General features: G+C 37.1%; 15 protein-coding genes and 1 pseudogene. 6 read left to right on the top strand and 10 right to left on the bottom strand.

The genetic code is table 11. From position 1 onward, the window contains the following. Window positions 1-36: 36 nt before the first annotated feature. From MR062_RS12905 to MR062_RS12885, 5 genes are all read right to left on the bottom strand, one after another. Window positions 37-855 carry a DUF4249 domain-containing protein gene (locus MR062_RS12905; RefSeq protein ID WP_242204924.1) on the bottom strand — a complete coding sequence of 273 codons (819 nt, stop codon included), beginning with the start codon at window positions 853-855 and terminating at the stop codon, window positions 37-39. A 94-nt stretch (window positions 856-949) separates the two neighbouring features. Continuing rightward, the gene (locus MR062_RS12900) at window positions 950-3,625 is read right to left on the bottom strand and encodes a TonB-dependent receptor (protein WP_242204923.1); all 2,676 of its coding nucleotides are present in this window, start codon (window positions 3,623-3,625) and stop codon (window positions 950-952) included. Window positions 3,626-3,776: 151 nt separating this feature from the next. Next, complete coding sequence (locus tag MR062_RS12895; RefSeq protein WP_242204921.1) at window positions 3,777-4,745, bottom strand: FecR family protein; 969 nt, start codon at window positions 4,743-4,745, stop codon at window positions 3,777-3,779. A gap of 217 nt (window positions 4,746-4,962) precedes the next feature. Beyond that, a complete protein-coding gene (locus MR062_RS12890) occupies window positions 4,963-6,315 on the bottom strand; it encodes a zinc metalloprotease (protein WP_242204919.1) in 1,353 nt (450 codons plus the stop codon). Between the two features lie 92 nt (window positions 6,316-6,407). Then, window positions 6,408-6,911 carry an RNA polymerase sigma-70 factor gene (locus MR062_RS12885; protein WP_242204918.1) on the bottom strand — a complete coding sequence of 168 codons (504 nt, stop codon included), beginning with the start codon at window positions 6,909-6,911 and terminating at the stop codon, window positions 6,408-6,410. Between the two features lie 161 nt (window positions 6,912-7,072). Here MR062_RS12885 and MR062_RS12880 point away from each other — a divergent pair. Next, window positions 7,073-7,285 (top strand): annotated as a pseudogene (locus tag MR062_RS12880) (2-oxo acid dehydrogenase subunit E2); the annotation flags it as partial. An 84-nt stretch (window positions 7,286-7,369) separates the two neighbouring features. Here MR062_RS12880 and MR062_RS12875 read toward each other — a convergent pair. The 3 genes from MR062_RS12875 to MR062_RS12865 form a co-directional block, all read right to left on the bottom strand. Further along, entirely contained in the window at window positions 7,370-7,642 is a 273-nt protein-coding gene (locus MR062_RS12875) for a DUF4242 domain-containing protein (protein WP_242204915.1), read from the bottom strand. A 30-nt stretch (window positions 7,643-7,672) separates the two neighbouring features. After that, window positions 7,673-8,047 carry a group I truncated hemoglobin gene (locus MR062_RS12870; protein ID WP_242204914.1) on the bottom strand — a complete coding sequence of 125 codons (375 nt, stop codon included), beginning with the start codon at window positions 8,045-8,047 and terminating at the stop codon, window positions 7,673-7,675. 127 nt (window positions 8,048-8,174) lie between these two features. Next, window positions 8,175-9,269: a nickel-binding protein gene (locus MR062_RS12865; RefSeq protein WP_242204912.1), complete on the bottom strand. Its 1,095-nt coding sequence runs from the start codon at window positions 9,267-9,269 to the stop codon at window positions 8,175-8,177. Window positions 9,270-9,418: 149 nt separating this feature from the next. On the opposite strand from MR062_RS12865, the gene MR062_RS12860 reads away from it, so the two are divergent. The 5 genes from MR062_RS12860 to MR062_RS12840 all read left to right on the top strand — a co-directional run bounded on the left by MR062_RS12860 (window position 9,419) and on the right by MR062_RS12840 (window position 14,286). After that, complete coding sequence (locus MR062_RS12860; protein ID WP_242204910.1) at window positions 9,419-10,366, top strand: M28 family metallopeptidase; 948 nt, start codon at window positions 9,419-9,421, stop codon at window positions 10,364-10,366. Continuing rightward, on the top strand, window positions 10,359-11,045 hold the full coding sequence (locus MR062_RS12855) for an SDR family NAD(P)-dependent oxidoreductase (protein ID WP_242204908.1): 687 nt from the start codon (window positions 10,359-10,361) through the stop codon (window positions 11,043-11,045). Before MR062_RS12860 ends, MR062_RS12855 begins: the two co-directional genes overlap by 8 nt. A gap of 15 nt (window positions 11,046-11,060) precedes the next feature. Then, window positions 11,061-11,657, top strand: coding sequence for a SprT-like domain-containing protein (locus tag MR062_RS12850; RefSeq protein ID WP_242204905.1), 597 nt, complete (start codon window positions 11,061-11,063; stop codon window positions 11,655-11,657). A gap of 77 nt (window positions 11,658-11,734) precedes the next feature. After that, the gene (locus MR062_RS12845) at window positions 11,735-12,814 is read left to right on the top strand and encodes a mannose-1-phosphate guanylyltransferase (RefSeq protein WP_242204903.1); all 1,080 of its coding nucleotides are present in this window, start codon (window positions 11,735-11,737) and stop codon (window positions 12,812-12,814) included. 2 nt (window positions 12,815-12,816) lie between these two features. Beyond that, window positions 12,817-14,286 carry a DUF389 domain-containing protein gene (locus MR062_RS12840; protein ID WP_242204902.1) on the top strand — a complete coding sequence of 490 codons (1,470 nt, stop codon included), beginning with the start codon at window positions 12,817-12,819 and terminating at the stop codon, window positions 14,284-14,286. A 30-nt stretch (window positions 14,287-14,316) separates the two neighbouring features. Here MR062_RS12840 and MR062_RS12835 read toward each other — a convergent pair whose 3' ends face one another. Together MR062_RS12835 and MR062_RS12830 are read right to left on the bottom strand one after the other, a co-directional pair. Then, entirely contained in the window at window positions 14,317-15,084 is a 768-nt protein-coding gene (locus MR062_RS12835; protein WP_242204900.1) for an ABC transporter ATP-binding protein, read from the bottom strand. Further along, complete coding sequence (locus MR062_RS12830) at window positions 15,084-15,821, bottom strand: MlaE family ABC transporter permease (protein WP_242204899.1); 738 nt, start codon at window positions 15,819-15,821, stop codon at window positions 15,084-15,086. Before MR062_RS12830 ends, MR062_RS12835 begins: the two co-directional genes overlap by 1 nt. Window positions 15,822-15,927 lie beyond the last annotated feature (106 nt).

Raw genomic sequence — 15,927 nt, 5'->3', positions numbered from 1 at the left:
ATATATTCTATTGCTTACAATACATTTTAATTTGATTTAAAAACTGAATTCATAGGTACTTAAACTTACAACCGCAAAGTTGCCTAGAGCGGGTCTTTTGGTCGACATGTTGGTAATGTTTCCCGTTAAGTTCACTGGGGGAGTGGAAAACAAGCGCCCGGGATCACCAGATCCATCATCGGAATTTTCAAATTCTTGTTGGTAGAGGTTGGAATAGAACAGGAAAGACCTATAATTCAAATTAGATAGGGTCGCCTTGACCTTGTTACCAGAAATACCTTGAACTTGTATAAACGCATTCTTATTGCCGTTAAAAAGCGTATCGTTGGACAGCTCAAAAGTGCTGTGAAGAAAATTGTCCCCTTGGAAGTAGCTCAATTCAACAAAATAGAGGTTGGTGTCGTTCCTGGGATCTTCAAAATTGATCGCGAGGGAAGTCCCATTTTTATTGATCGAACTTATGGGTACTACGGGTTTCATTTGTTCCTCTTGCGACTTAAAGGTGGTATTATTGTTGGGAATCTTTATTTCAACCCAATAATAATTACCAATAGTGGGAGAAATGATTTCTGTACTGGTGTATACGCCCTTGGATTCTTTAAAGCTATTGGTTACTAGTGACTTATCTCCTTTAGGGGTCTTGGTATACAAGGATATTGTGGCATTTCTTATCGGTTTGACGGTGGTCTCTTGTACCGGCACGGTCTCCTGGATTTCAATGGTCACATTATCGGGCTCATTGCCAATAGCGCCAAGAATGAAAATCTGGGACTCAAAATCGATTTGTAGATCGATCTCTTTTGTACAGCCAGCCAAAAACGGTAAAAGGATAAGGAGTTTATATAATGTTTTCATCTTTTTATTTTTATTATTTGTTATAGGTTCGATATAATTATTCAAGTTGTAAATAATTGATTTCCAATTATTATAAGTTGATTTTTCATAGATCCTAAAATTTGAAGTTATAGGTAATAAATGGTATGGGGGCACCAATTACGGAAAATTGATATGTTTTTACTTTTTTATTGTTGTTAAAAGTGGAATACACAGAAAATGCATTTTCATTAGCATACACGTTGTATACCCCAAAGGACCAACTGCCCTGCCATCTTCTTGCCTTGTTGTCCGGGGTGTAAGTGAACGATAGGTCTAATCTATGGGTGTCTGGAATTCGGTAGGCGTTTCTATTAGAATAAGTAAAGTACGATGTGTTGCTGTCTCGGTCAGTTAATCTGCCCGTTACCTGGGTAATGGGGCGTCCTGTCTGGTAAGTGAAAAAAGTACCTAATTCCCACTTTTTCCCCAATCTGTAATTGCCGGTAATGTTGATGAGGTGGGGCCTGTCATAGTTGGAAGGGTAATACGCCCCCCCGTTCACGTTTTCAGAGGGAAAGTTACTAACCGTTTTTCTTTTACTTACGGAATAGGTATAGTTGATGTTTCCCGTAAGCTTACCCTTGTTTTTATAGGCTCCGAGTTCTAACCCATAGGCATAGCCATTGGCATTCAACATCTCGGTCTCTATATTTTTGTTTATAAAGAGATTCGCCCCATTTTTATATTCCACAATATTATTGAAAGTCTTATAATACCCTTCAATTGAAAAGTTATAGGATCTATCGGGAGTGTCATAGGCATAACCGGCCGAAAATTGGTTCACTTCCAAAGGTTTTACATGGGGACCCGAAGGTTTCCAAATGTCAAATGGTAAGGCCGAATACGTGTTGGAAATTAAATGAATGTACTGGAACATTCTGTTATAGCCTAATTTGAATGCCTTACGGTCGTTAAGGTTATATTTTAGTGCTAATCGTGGTTCAAAGCCTGAATAGTTTTTAATGACCTTCCCCTTTTTATAGGTAGTGTTCTTCGTTATGGAACTGGTTGTTTTAGGCAGGTTTAGGTTGTACTCCGAAACGGTATACGGGCCCAAGTTTCCGAACCAAGAATACCTGAGGCCCGCATTTATGGAAAGTTGCCCCCATTCCCTTTCATATTCAACATAGGGGGCAATTTCCAACCCCTTCTCCTTTTCTAAATCAATGGAATTGATGCCTGATTCTTTGCTTTTTACATTGGCAGGTGAAAATATATACAGCGTGTTGTGCGCACCAAACCTTATTTTGGTATTGCTGTTAGAATAGAGTGTAAAGTCAGGTTTGAATATCCAGTTTTCAACTGCTGACTTCCATAAGAAAGCCCCTGTTGCACTTGTTCCCCCAGCAGTATTGTCGTTTGAAGAAAGGCCATAGTTGTATCGGCTATAGATTACCGATGTGTTCAAGAACAGATTTTCCGAGAAAATATGGTTCCAACGTAAAGTAGCCGTTGCATTCTTCCACCGAAAATCGACATTATCATCGTCTTCCTTAGTACCATTAGCAAGGGTTTCCCCCTCAAAATTCAGCTTCATGACATCGGCACCAAAATATCCCGATGCAAACAACTTGTTGTTCTGGTTGATGTTCCAGCTCAATTTGGTATTTAAGTCATAGAAATAGACTTTATTGTTCTTAACATCGTCACCCATTAAAGGAAAGAAAAGATCAAAATACGATCTGCGTCCGGAGACCAAATAACTTAGCTTTTCCTTTTTTATGGGCCCTTCCAGCGTAAGCTTGGAAAACAACAGTCCCAATCCACCTTCTCCCTTAAACTTTTTATTGCTCCCCTCGCGCTGCCTGATATCTAATACAGAGGACGCCCTGCTTCCAAAACGGGCTGGAATACCTCCTTTGTATAACTTTAAATTTTTGATAGCATCTGCATTAAAAATAGAAAAGAAACCCCACAAATGGGAAGAATTGTATACAGGAGCCTCGTCAAGTAGGATAAGGTTTTGATCAATATTGCCACCCCTTACATTGAAACCCGTTGCCCCTTCACCAACAGTAGCCACTCCAGGTTGGGTTAAAATGGCCCTTATAACATCTGGTTCTCCCAATAATGAGGGTAATTGTTTTATTTCGGCAGTATTTAAGCTCACCGTTCCGTTTAGGATGGTCTTTACCTGACTTTTAACCTTCAAATCTGATAAAATGACAACTTCGTCCAGTTCATTGGATGTTGGGGATAGCTCTATTATTAGTTTTTGGTCCTTGTTAAGTTCAATGGGAATCTCCTTTTGTAGGTAACCTATGTATGATACGACCAAAACATACGATTTTGAGGGTAACGTAATGGAATAAAAACCATATTCGTTGGTAACGACACCCCTTGAGGTATCTTTTACACTAATTGTTGCGCCAAGCAAAGTCTCGCCCGTTTCGGCATCTTTTACCGTACCGCTAATAGTATATTCGGCCTGAGGCGAATTATAGACCGTTGGTTTTTTAGCTAAAATGATATGTTCTTTTCGTATCTTAAATGTGATGTCTGACCCTTTGAAAAGTCTGTCCAATATTTTGTTTATTGTCTTGTCGTTTTCCTTTATACTGAATCTTTTCGCATCATCGATATCATCGTTATTATATATAAAATTGAAGGTCGATCGGTCTTCTATATATTTTAGTACAGAAGATAGCTTCTCATCTTTAAGGTTAATACTAATCTTGTTCTGGGAACGTGCCGTGTGTGCTATAAGCTGGGTTACCATAAAAAGATAAAATGCTAGAGATATTTTCATCAAGAACAAAAATTTGTGATTGAGGCTGTTTATCCCAATTAAGGATAAAAATGATTTTTTTTTCATACTTTTGAATGTTGATATTTACTTTTTTACATTAAACGTTATTATTGACTTTGCATGTGGGAAAATGGCAGTTTTCCCACATCTTTTATTCCACTACCCAGTTTCCATGGGTGGATTGGTAATAATTGAAAGGTTTTGAAACCTGTAAGATTTCCAGAATTTCTTCAATGGAAGTGTCTGGCCCAAACGAACCAGTAAACTTGGATTTTGCAATTTCTTCATTTTTAAATTTGATTTTTATGTTATATTGAATGTCTAGGTCTTTTGCTATTTCTTGGAACGATTTGTCCACGAATCGCATCATGCCTTCTCTCCATAAAGTGAAATTCACGGGTGTTTTGACTTTGGTAGTAACCAGTGTCCCCTCATTCTGTTGGTAGGTTACTTTGTCATTTGGAACCATTTGAATCTTCTGGCCAAGCTTTGGACAAGAAAGTTCTACTTTTCCTTCCAAGAGTATGGTCTCGGTAATTTTTTTTTGCTTGTATGATGCTATATTAAAACTGGTGCCCAATACTTTAATTTGGATTTTGTCGTGGGTATCTACCGTGAAGGAGATTTTTTTGTCCTTTGCTACCTCAAAGAAGGCCTCGCCTTCTAAGTATACGTTCCTGGGAGACGATCTCCTGTACGATAAAAGACTAGAGGAGTTCATCCAAACCTTTGAGCCGTCTGGTAAATCTATAGCCTTACGTTCTGCATAGCTGGTTTCAAAGGTTATTTTGTCACTATCCTTCATGAAGATGTAAATTGCAGAAAAAATAAAAATAGCCGCTACCGCTGCATACTGAAGGTAGTTCCTCAAGAATCGGTTTTTGCGGGAAGAAGTTCGGGAGAGAGAGCTTAGAAGCTTTTCCTTGTCTTTCTGCAAATCTGACTGCCCAAAAGTTTCTCCATTGCTGGTCAGTTTATATATCTTGGCAATACGTTCAAACCATACGGGGTCGTATTGGTTTGATGTTTTCCAAAGCAAAACCCTCTTTACGGTTTCATCATCGGCATTGCCGGCAATATATGCCCAAATATCTGTTTCGGTAATATGCCTGTCTTCCATAATTATATCTTTAGATTTTATAGTTTGCTACCGCCAATAGGTGCCAAACACTTATAATTAGGTTTCCCATGTATTATGAACATGACCATATTTGGTTAAATTTGTTCATAGGGATGCGTACCGTTTTGGAGCAATCTTATTATAGGACGTTTCTCGAGAAGGTTGACCCTATTTTTTTTAGAGAAAATTTTTCAATTCTTTTTTAAAAGCGGTCGTTCTACTTGATATCTACAGTTACGGTAAATGAGCCATTGCCATTTTTTATGACATTGTACAGTTTAACGTCGTCATTTTCATAGGTCATATTGGGTTTTAAAACAACGTCTCTAAGATCTGGCACATTTGATCCAACAAAATTGATGTTAGGTGATGGACTGGCATCCAGTAAGTACGACGTAAACCCATCTGTTTGATGAATCATGATTCCTTCAAGGTTTCCTGCCAGTTCGGCATTCAACAAAGCTTTGTCCCAAGCACCCGCATTGCGTACTTCCAAAAAGTAGCCCTGGTTTTTAAGACTTGAGTTAAAGATGAATGCGTTTTCCTCGTAAAATGGAGCAGCGGGTTTGCCAGGTATTCTTATTTCTACGGCGTTTTTCTTGTTTCTTTCGTTGATAGGAAATATCGTTACCGTTTTTGTGCCTTTGGTATTAATCGTTTCTAGTGTGTTCGTATTGTCATACCATCCGAAAAAGTCTCTGTAAACAGCATTAAGAGAAAAGCCTTGTGCAGCAAGCCCCACAATATCAAATTGATCTCCATATTCGTGATACATCAAACTGTAACCATCTTTAGTACTATTATTAGGTATTTCTGGCTCATAGGCAGGTTTGTCGCCATTTGTTCTAGAGAAGGCGTGATCAACGCCTAAATTATGTATCAACTCGTGGGCAAAAGTCAGTTCAAAGTCTGTAAAAGCGCCATTTTCGAAATCCTCAGATGAGTTTTCCCCTGTGGGTATTCCCGAACGGTATTTGTCTTCTATTGTATTGGAAAAAGGAGCGTTGGGGTCTCTATGAAGTTTGCCAACAGAAATAGGGCAGTAAACCCATCCCTTACGGAAAGCTTTTCCATTGATTAACAGTTCCTCTGTACGCTGGGCGAATGCTTGACCAAGCCCAGCGTCATTAACAGGCACTAAGATAACCGCATCGTATTTGTTAGGATCAAAGTTTGGAACGTTCCTAATTATATCGGTGTACAGAAATATGGTGCCTTCTGCTGCTTTACCATCCTTCATGCCGTCTACAGCAATTGTGGTGTAACCAAAAATATCTCCACTATAGGTAAACTGCCCGTAAGACATATCGTCAAAATATTTTTTCAGCGGACTGTTCTTATCAAAAATGATCTTTTCCATTTCACTTTTGGTTGGAAACTTTGCCCTGTTTTCAGCTGATATGTCTTGATATTCAAGCAAAAGGATGGCCAAATTCTTTTTTAAGATTTTCTGTCTAACAGTAGCTACATGTGTATGATTCTCTGGAGATATGTCATCCGAACTACAAGCCAATGCAAAAAAAGCAATGGCTAAAATAAAACCGGGCTTAAAGATGTTTGTCGTACGCATATTCATGGGGATTTAATTTGTTCATAGGGATGTGTGCCGTTTTGGGGCAATCCGGTTATAGGACGTTTCTCGATAAGGTTAACCCTATTTTTCTATAGAAAATCTTTCAGGCCTTTTTTAAAAGCGGTCAAGGCCTTTGACATGTGCAGTTCCACAGTTTTTATAGAAATGCCCTTTAGCTCAGCTATCTCTTTGTATGAAAGTCCGCTAACTCGTGATAGTTTAAATATTTCTACGGTTTTTTCGGGCAGGGTGGCATAAACTTGTTCTATCTGGCTGGTTATTTCCCATTGACCCTCTATACGATTTTGTGTTTCCCTGTTATGTTTGTATAGATCAATATGCTTTTTCCGTACCTGTTCTTTTCTATAAAAATCGATGATGTTGTTTTTTAGTACAGTAATTAGATAGGACTCTATGGAACGATTATCTGGACTTATACTATCCAAGCGCTTCCATAGCTTGATGAAAGCTTCTTGTACAAGTTCTTTAGATATGTCTTTGTCACCAACAACCGTTAGAGCATAATTGCAAAGCTTTGGATATTGCTTATCAAAGAGTAGGGAGAAATATTCTGTTTTTGCTTGGGGCGGCATATACGATCTGATTATGGAAATAGGCCAAAACTACAAAAAAAAAGATTTAACATTTGTTAATTTTCTGTCAAAAATAGCGTTTTTACTTAGTGTTGGTGTTTTTTAGGATTACATATTAACTCCTCTGTAATTAGTAGGGCAGATATCTAACTAGGGGATATTTTGTATCGATTATCAACTAGCCTAATTCTGCAATATTATCGGTAGGTGCTATTGTTCAAAAAACCGTAGTTAAAAATGGTCAAGTAGTGGTTGGAAATACCATGAAGCTAACCTTGGCTTGAGACCATAGAACGGTTTATGGAGCTACGGGAGCAGAATGCCTTCAAACCTTAAAGGGGTATGTTGAGAACCTTGTTACTATGTTGGTATAATATATTATTATCCTGAACATGCTTCAGGATCTTATTATAAGTTAAAACCTGTTTCATGTAATTTGAAACAGGTTTTTGTCCAAATTATTCTGCAGTTATCGGATCTATAACTGAAGCTACTTCACTAATAGAGCTAATAGGAAATTTGCCCTGTTTGGCATGTTCCTCAATTAATGATTTGTTAGGTGAAATGTACACGCAGTATATCTTATCACCGGTTACATAGCTGTGTACCCAATTAATTTTTGGGCCTAAATTTTCTAAAACGTCGCATGATGTTTGCGAAATGGCTTTTAATTCTTCTGCAGATAATTTTCCAGCACCTGGAATTTCTCTTTCAATTACATACTTTGGCATGACTTAATTTGTTTAGTTAATAAAACATATCTATTTAGCAATTATCATCCCTTTAAGGGACCATAAAATAGCTAGTACATCCTTTTTGGTGTCTTCATCAATGGCATTTTTGTCCAAAGCCATAAAAATATCATCTATAACATGCATATATTCTTCTGGGCTAATATTCATTCCTGTATGTGCAGTAACCATATCTTTCCCCGAATAAACTACTGGCCCACCGCTACCAGCACTAAAAAAATCTATGCTATGCTGTTTAATGGTGGCGAGGTGTTCAGGACGTTCTTTAAAGGGAAGAAAACGAGCGTTGATTTTTGGGTTATTCATATGGTTTTCTATAGCATCCTCTACAATGTCTGCTATACCATTACTTCCGCCTAAGCGATCAAAAAGTGATTTGCTCATAATTTTTTGTGTTTAGTGTGTGTTAAAGGTAGGTGTTAGTTGCAGGGAAGACTAGTATATTTAATTCAAAAAAAGATAATTTTAGACCATTTGTTTTCTTTGTTAGTTAGTTTAATAAGCTGAAGCGTTAATTTAAATGTTGTTGAACATATTTAGAAGGTAGAATGCCATAGGTATTTACAAAGCATTTGGAAAAATAACTTGGACTGTTAAAACCAGTTTCAAAAGCTATTTCTGAAATGTTGCCCATTTGGAGGTGTAATAATTTAATGGCTTTATGCAATCTGTATTCTTTTAAAAATTGGTTGGGTGATAGACTTGTTAAAGTCATTAGTTTTCTGTAAAACTGGGATTTGCTATAGCCTGATACTTTACTAAATTCATCTACTGTAATATCGGGTTTGTTCCAGATGGTTTCTACAGTATTCATAAGTTGGGTTAAGAATTTTTCTTCCTTAGGTTTAAGAACCCTTATCAAAGTATTGTCGATAATAGCATTTTTGTTTTCATTTTCGTATAATGTTTTTACTTCTGATGTAATAACTAGTGGTTCTTTTATGGTATCACATATATATTTTGCCAAGCAAATGGATTCTTCATATAGCGAAGCTTTATCGGTAACAGGGTTTCCAGTTGTTAATGAGATATTAAGTTTTCGCCCTGAAGCATCAAATTTTGGAGTTACATATTTAAATTGATAATGGATTTTGAGAAGGCATTGTACAGCATCGGAAGCAGACTTAAAAGATACCAAATACGAATTGTTATCGTTCTTAACGATACTTCCGTTATAATGGTCGAGAGTTTTGGAAATATTGTTATGGAACTTTTGGGAAAACAAGGTAAGTTGGTAGGCTTCAAGTCTGTTTAGGTAATTACTCGTTTTAATGAGCATCAATATACGAAAGGGAGAATCGTTTATGATATTTAAATCGGTAGTGTCTTTTGTTTTAGGATCCTCTATGCGGCCAAGAAAGGATTCTACAACAGTGGTGTCTACTTCAATAATACAATTAGGCAGCTCGCCATGTGCGTGGTTATGCATGGCTTCAACCGCTTCTTTGTTTGGAGCCTCTATAAGGCAAAAGGCTGTGTTTCTTTTAGCGTCGAACCAATAGGTCATTCCTTTGCATCCAAATTCATGTTGTATTTTTAAATCTTCAAGATGTAATTGAGCAATGGTTTCGGCTGTCACGCTTTTGGAAACATCATGTCGATCCATATATATTGGCATGGCGTTATGTTTGTATACAAATTAATGATTTTTAGATTGTTATGCAAGTCTTAAGCAGAGATTATTAATAAAGAGCATTTAACCTCTAGTAGTATACCGTAGTTTTTTATCTTTAAGCACAAAAAAATATAACCGTTATGAAACATCATTTTGCTATTCTTACTTCAATACTTGTTTTTTTTCTTTTTATAGGATGTAAAAGTTCTAAAGTTGAGCTCGCTTCGGTTTCTAATGTCAAAGAAAGTTTAACCTATCTGGCGTCCGATGCATTAAAAGGTAGACAAACTGGAACCAAAGGGCTTGAAAAAGCAGCAGCTTACATAGAAAGCATTTTTAAAAGCAATGGTATAAAACCTTATTTTGAGACATATCGGGATAGCTTTAAAGTAAAGGATATTATTGGGTATAATGTTGTGGGATACCTAGAAGGCAACGATCCTGTCCTAAAAAATGAGTTTGTGATTTTAGGCGCGCATTACGACCATATTGGGACAGCTAAAGAAGTTAAGGGAGATGTTATTGCCAATGGCGCAAACGATGATGCTTCTGGAACCGTAGCCGTTTTGGAGTGGGCAAAATATTTTTCGAAAACAAAAAGTAACAAGCGAAGTGTTTTATTTACGTTGTACGATGCAGAAGAAATGGGACTGAAGGGTTCCCAACATTTAGCTAAGAAATTGAAGGAAGCCAATTTAGAACTTTATACTATGATTAATTTTGAAATGATAGGTGTGCCAAGAGCCAAAGAAGAAACGATGGCTTATATATCGGGGTATGAAAAGTCCAATATAGCGGAAAAATTAAATGGTTATGCAGATAAAGAGATTATCGGTTTTTTTCCAAAGGCAAAGGAATTTCAACTGTTTATGAGGTCCGATAACTATCCGTTTTACAATGCGTTTAAAGTACCGGCGCATGCTATTTCAACCTTCGATTTTACTAATTTTGATTATTACCATCATGTGGATGATGAAGCGGATAAAATGGATTTTGAACACATGACCAATTTTATAAACTTAATGATTCCAGCTTTAGAAGGAATGATTAATGCACCAACCAAGGAAATACAATTGAACAATGAGTAAACATGTAATTATAACCGGAACAAGTAGAGGGATAGGCTTTGAGTTGGTACAATTATTTGCCAAAGCAGGCCATCATGTTTTGGCATTATCGCGTAACGAACAGCCCATACAAGATTTAAAATTGAACCATGTTACTAGCATGGGGTTCGATTTAAGCAATGAAAGTGATTATGCCAAAGTTGAAGATTTTGTGAAAATTAACTGGGAACAGCAAGTAGATGTTTTAATTAATAATGCAGGGCAATTAATAAATAAGCCTTTTTCAGAATTGTCAATTAAAGATTTCGAAACGGTCTACAAAACCAATGTCTTTGGCGTTGCCGAATTGACTAGAGTCATGTTACCATTTATGAAAAAGGGTAGCCATGTGGTGACCATAAGCTCTATGGGCGGTGTACAAGGCAGTATGAAATTTCCGGGACTAGCGGCTTATAGTTCCAGTAAAGGAGCGGTCATTACCTTAACCGAATTGTTGGCCGAAGAGTACAAGGATTCTGGAATTGCGTTTAATGTCTTAGCCTTAGGCGCCGTACAAACCGAGATGTTACAAGAAGCTTTTCCAGGCTATCAGGCACCAACAACGGCGCTTGAAATGGCAGAATACATTTTTAGTTTTGCCCTTAACGGCAATAAATATTACAATGGCAAATTGTTACAGGTGTCTAATTCTACGCCATAAATGTCTTGGTTTTCTATGAAAAAAGCACTTCAAGATTATATCCCTCAAGAGGCCGTTTCTAAAGTTTTAAAACTTTTGGAGCATGATCATTTGGTGGTTAAGATAAAAAAGGAACGCAAAACACGTCATGGCGATTATAAACGATTGCCTAATGATAGGCACCAAATAACGGTCAATTCAAATTTAAACCCCTATCGTTTTTTAATTACACTCATTCACGAAATAGCGCATTTTGAAGCTTACCAAACCTATGGCGGGTTTATAAAACCACATGGCGTTGAGTGGAAGCGAACCTTTCAGTATTTAATGTTACCATTTCTAAATCCAGAGGTTTTTCCAAACAAACTGTTGCCACTATTGGCAAGGCATTTTAAAAATCCGAAAGCGAGTAGCGATACCGATGTTAATTTGGCCTTGGCATTAAAACAATTTGATGTTCCCAATGATAAAATCTATATTTTTGAGGTGCCTTTTGGAGAAAGGTTTAAATTATATAACGGGAAAGAGTTTAAAATGGGACAAAAACGAGTTAAACGCTATGAATGTGTTGAGGTTAAAACAGGAAGGTTATATTTGTTTAACCCTAATGCAGAAGTCGAATTATTAAGTTGAACTGGTAGTTGGAGTTGAGAATGTCTGTTTTTAAGAGATTCTTCACTTCGCTGCGTTCGTTCTGAATGACAAAGAATATGAATAAAAATTATTATGCCATTTTAATGGCAGGAGGTGTAGGATCAAGGTTTTGGCCGGTAAGTACCCAAGACTTTCCAAAGCAGTTTCACGATATGTTGGGGACGGGGAGTACATTAATCCAAAAAACGTTTCAGCGTTTGGCCCATATTATACCAAAAGAAAATATCTATATATTAACCAATGAGCGGTATAACGATTTGGTTTTAGAGCAATTGCCAGAAGTAACCCAAAAGCAAGTGGTATTGGAACCAGCCATGCGAAATACCGCACCATGCATATTATATGCATCTTTAAAAATTCAAAAAGAAAACCCAGATGCTGTTATGATCGTGGCACCGAGTGACCATTGGATTGAAGATGAAATAGCATTTAGCAAAAATGTACAGCAGGCTTTCGACTTTTGTGAAACAAATGATGCGCTAATGACACTTGGTGTTCAGCCAACCTTTCCCAATACAGGTTATGGTTATATCGAGTTTGATAAAATTTCCGATGAAGTAATTAAACCAGTAAACCAATTTCGTGAAAAACCAGATTACGAAACTGCAAAGCAATTTATTGCACAAGGTAATTTTTTATGGAATGCCGGTATTTTTATGTGGAGCGTGAAAAGCGTGGTTAAAGCATTTCAAAATAACCAACTAGAATTGTTTAAGCTTTTTGAAGCAGGGATACCTGTTTATAATACTGAAGGTGAAAGCGATTTTATTAAAGCGTATTATCCAAAGGCAGAAAACATATCGGTCGATTATGCCATTATGGAAACATCGGATAATGTATTTGTCATTGCAGCAGAGTTTGATTGGAACGACTTAGGAACCTGGGGGAGTCTTTATGATAAACTGAATAAGAGTGAAACGGGTAATGCCATTGTAAATGCTAGAGTTTTACCCAATAATGCTTCAGGTAACATGATTAGTACGAAAAACAATAAAATTGTGGTCGTTGATGGGATTCAGGATTATATAATTGTTGATAAAGACGAAGTTTTGCTTATCTTTCCTAAGACAAAAGAGCAAGATATAAAAACAACCCTCCAAAAGGTAAAGGACAAATATGGGGAACAATATGGATAATTATGAGCCAAGAATCGAAGTTTAACTTTTCTGAAGAAGAAGAAAACGGAAACAATTCTGCTGTAGAGCAATCTAAAGAAGCGGTAAAGCAAGATGCAAAAGGCTTGCTAAAAAGCACCAAGCGGTTTTTTAGGGAATTACTCGATTTTCGTGACGACACCGATAGGGAGGCTACCATTGCGGCCATAAAAGGAGATATTTCCTTTAAAGGAGCTACGGCCTGGATTTTGGTCTGCTCCATATTTGTGGCATCTGTAGGGTTAAATGCCAATGCCACAGCGGTTGTTATTGGTGCCATGTTAATCTCGCCACTTATGGGACCTATTTTAGGGGTGGGATTGTCCATAGCCATTAACGATATTGATACCCTCAAGCGGTCGTTGATAAACTTGGCCATAATGATTTCCTTAAGTTTAATTACGGCCTTTCTATTTTTTTGGTTGTTCCCTTTAAGTGAAGATACTTCGGAGCTTTTAGGAAGGGTGCGCCCCGATATTCGTGATGTGTTAATTGCTTTTTTTGGTGGTTTGGCCCTTATAATAGCACGAACCAAAAAAGGGACTATAGCCTCAGTTATTTTTGGTGTGGCAATAGCCACGGCGTTAATGCCTCCATTGTGCACGGCGGGTTACGGTTTGGCCAAGGGTAATTTGCTTTACTTTGGCGGCGCTATGTATCTGTTTACCATTAACACCATTTTTATAGCTTTGGCAACCTTTTTGGTGCTTAAATTGTTACGCTTCCCGATGCTTAAATATGTTAATTCCAAAAGGCGGCATTTTATTTCTAGAATGGCAACCCTATTGGCAATAGTGGTAATGGTTCCGGCTGTATGGACTTTTATAAATGTGCTGAACGAAAGTAACTTTAACCGTGATGCAAGGAATTTTGTGAACAATGAATTAAGCACATTAGATCATTACGAATATTTGAAAAGCAATGCGAGATACTATTATGATGGAGAAAAAGGATCGTTAATAGAGATAAGTACCTTTGGATTGGATGAAATTCCAGAATCAACCAAAGAATTGTTAGAAAATCGTATGAAGGACTATAATGCTTTGGCCAATACGACTTTGAAAATTAACCAAAACAGGTCTAAAAACTTAGATAACTTACGTTATATGGAGGAGCTGAGAACACGAGACTCTTTAGATTTGTTATCACAGACCGAGAAGATCAACTATTTAGAGAACAAGGTAAGGAAACTGTCGAAGCTTGAAAAAAACTATATTGCTTTTGAAGAATTAGCCAAAGAAGTAAAAGTAAACTACGAAACCATAGAGCAGTTATCGTATGCTAATGTTATTCATTCCAATTTCACTAAAATGGATACCATTTCCGTTTTTACAGTGAAGTGGGTCGATTCTTTAGCTAAAGAAGAAAACAGAAAAAAGGATAAAGAGAAACTGGAAAAGTGGTTAAAGCTTAAACTGAATTTAGATACTTTGGTGGTAAAGCGGGCTAATTAGTTTTGGTTTACATTGCTTACTGAACACTGCTCACTGGTTTTCCTCCAAATACATCCTGCGTACTTTTTTAAAGAGGTTGGAAGAGTAAACAAAATCGGTTACAGCCACATTGTCGGTTTTGAAAATAGTGTCTTTCGAGCCTTCCCATTCCTTAAAGCCATTTTTTAGGAACACGATTTTTTCGCCTATTTCCATAACAGAGTTCATATCGTGGGAGTTAATCACTGTGGTGATTTGGTATTCTTTTGTGATTTCCTGTATTAAGTTGTCTATAACTATGGCTGTTTTAGGATCTAGTCCAGAATTGGGCTCATCGCAAAACAGGTATTTTGGATTGTTTACAATAGCTCTGGCAATGGCAACCCGTTTTTGCATACCACCAGAAGCTTCACTGGGCATTTTATTATGGGCATCTGCTAGGTTCACACGTTTTAATACAAAATCGGTACGATCCTGCATTTCACTTTTACTCATTTTAGTAAACATTTGGAGGGGAAACATCACATTTTCAGCAATGGTCATTGAATCGAATAGCGCGCTGCCCTGAAACACCATGCCAATTTGTGATCTTAAATTACGTTTTTGGTCTTCACTCAATTGGGAGAAAATTTTGCCATCGTATGCTATGGCTCCCTCTTCGTAATCAAACAAACCTAATAGGCATTTTAAAAACACCGTTTTTCCAGAGCCACTTTGCCCAATAATTAAGTTCGTTTGCCCTTTGTCAAAAGTTGTGCTAATACCCTTAAGAATATGGGAATCACCAAAGGATTTATGTAAATCTTTAACTTCTATCATTAGCCTAGCATAATATCGGTTGAAATATAGTTTAATAGAATAATGGCCACACTGGTCCAAACAAAGGATGTGGTACTGGCCTTGCCTACTTCTAATGCACCACCTTTCATGTAATATCCATGATACGACGGAATAGTAGCCAACACAAAGGCAAAAATGAAGGTCTTTATAAAGGAATAGGAAACATGGAAAGTATCAAAATCGGTTTGGATACCCAAGATGTAATCCGATACTGTAGCATAGCCTCCATAAACACAAGCGGCCATGCCACCCAGAATGCCTAAAAACATACCAATAGCAATGGCAAACGGATAGAACAACAAGGCAATGACTTTAGGGAAAACCAAATAGTTTATAGAATTTATGCCCATTACTTCCAAGGCATCAATTTGTTCTGTAACACGCATGGTGCCAATGCTGGAAGTAATAAAAGATCCCACTTTACCGGCCATGATAATGGATGTGAACGTTGGTGCAAACTCTAATACTACCGATTGTCTGGTTGCGAATCCAACCAAGTATTTTGGGATTAGTGGATTGCTTATGTTCAATGCAGTTTGAATGGTAATTACACCACCCACAAAAAAGGAAATAAAAGCAATAATACCCAAGGAGCTAATAATTAGGTCATTAATGTCCTTAAAAATTAAATGTTTCATGACCTTCCATTTGGTAGGTTTGCGAAACATTTCAGCAATCATTAAAAAATATGTTCCAATATGATGAAGGTATGCCATATAAAAATTTATTAACGCTAAAGTAAAAAAAACTTAGAGGTATTTTACTTTAATTTTAATTAATGATTCTTTTAAATGTCTATTTTTGGGAAATTTAAAAAATATA

Source organism: Aestuariivivens insulae, assembly GCF_022662195.1.
GTDB classification, from domain to species: Bacteria; Bacteroidota; Bacteroidia; order Flavobacteriales; family Flavobacteriaceae; genus Aestuariivivens; species Aestuariivivens insulae.
The sequence above is the reverse complement of the archived record's forward strand: the minus strand, read 5'-3'. Positions and strand labels throughout refer to the sequence as shown.

Excerpts from the sequence above, each read along its gene's own strand:
- MR062_RS12905 (WP_242204924.1), bottom strand. The coding sequence starts at position 855 with ATGAAAACATTATATAAACTCCTTATCCTTTTACCGTTTTTGGCTGGC.
- MR062_RS12900 (WP_242204923.1), bottom strand. The coding sequence starts at position 3,625 with ATGAAAATATCTCTAGCATTTTATCTTTTTATGGTAACCCAGCTTATA.
- MR062_RS12895 (WP_242204921.1), bottom strand. The coding sequence starts at position 4,745 with ATGGAAGACAGGCATATTACCGAAACAGATATTTGGGCATATATTGCC.
- MR062_RS12890 (WP_242204919.1), bottom strand. The coding sequence starts at position 6,315 with ATGCGTACGACAAACATCTTTAAGCCCGGTTTTATTTTAGCCATTGCT.
- MR062_RS12885 (WP_242204918.1), bottom strand. The coding sequence starts at position 6,911 with ATGCCGCCCCAAGCAAAAACAGAATATTTCTCCCTACTCTTTGATAAG.
- MR062_RS12875 (WP_242204915.1), bottom strand. The coding sequence starts at position 7,642 with ATGCCAAAGTATGTAATTGAAAGAGAAATTCCAGGTGCTGGAAAATTA.
- MR062_RS12870 (WP_242204914.1), bottom strand. The coding sequence starts at position 8,047 with ATGAGCAAATCACTTTTTGATCGCTTAGGCGGAAGTAATGGTATAGCA.
- MR062_RS12865 (WP_242204912.1), bottom strand. The coding sequence starts at position 9,269 with ATGGATCGACATGATGTTTCCAAAAGCGTGACAGCCGAAACCATTGCT.
- MR062_RS12860 (WP_242204910.1), top strand. The coding sequence starts at position 9,419 with ATGAAACATCATTTTGCTATTCTTACTTCAATACTTGTTTTTTTTCTT.
- MR062_RS12855 (WP_242204908.1), top strand. The coding sequence starts at position 10,359 with ATGAGTAAACATGTAATTATAACCGGAACAAGTAGAGGGATAGGCTTT.
- MR062_RS12850 (WP_242204905.1), top strand. The coding sequence starts at position 11,061 with ATGAAAAAAGCACTTCAAGATTATATCCCTCAAGAGGCCGTTTCTAAA.
- MR062_RS12845 (WP_242204903.1), top strand. The coding sequence starts at position 11,735 with ATGAATAAAAATTATTATGCCATTTTAATGGCAGGAGGTGTAGGATCA.
- MR062_RS12840 (WP_242204902.1), top strand. The coding sequence starts at position 12,817 with ATGAGCCAAGAATCGAAGTTTAACTTTTCTGAAGAAGAAGAAAACGGA.
- MR062_RS12835 (WP_242204900.1), bottom strand. The coding sequence starts at position 15,084 with ATGATAGAAGTTAAAGATTTACATAAATCCTTTGGTGATTCCCATATT.
- MR062_RS12830 (WP_242204899.1), bottom strand. The coding sequence starts at position 15,821 with ATGGCATACCTTCATCATATTGGAACATATTTTTTAATGATTGCTGAA.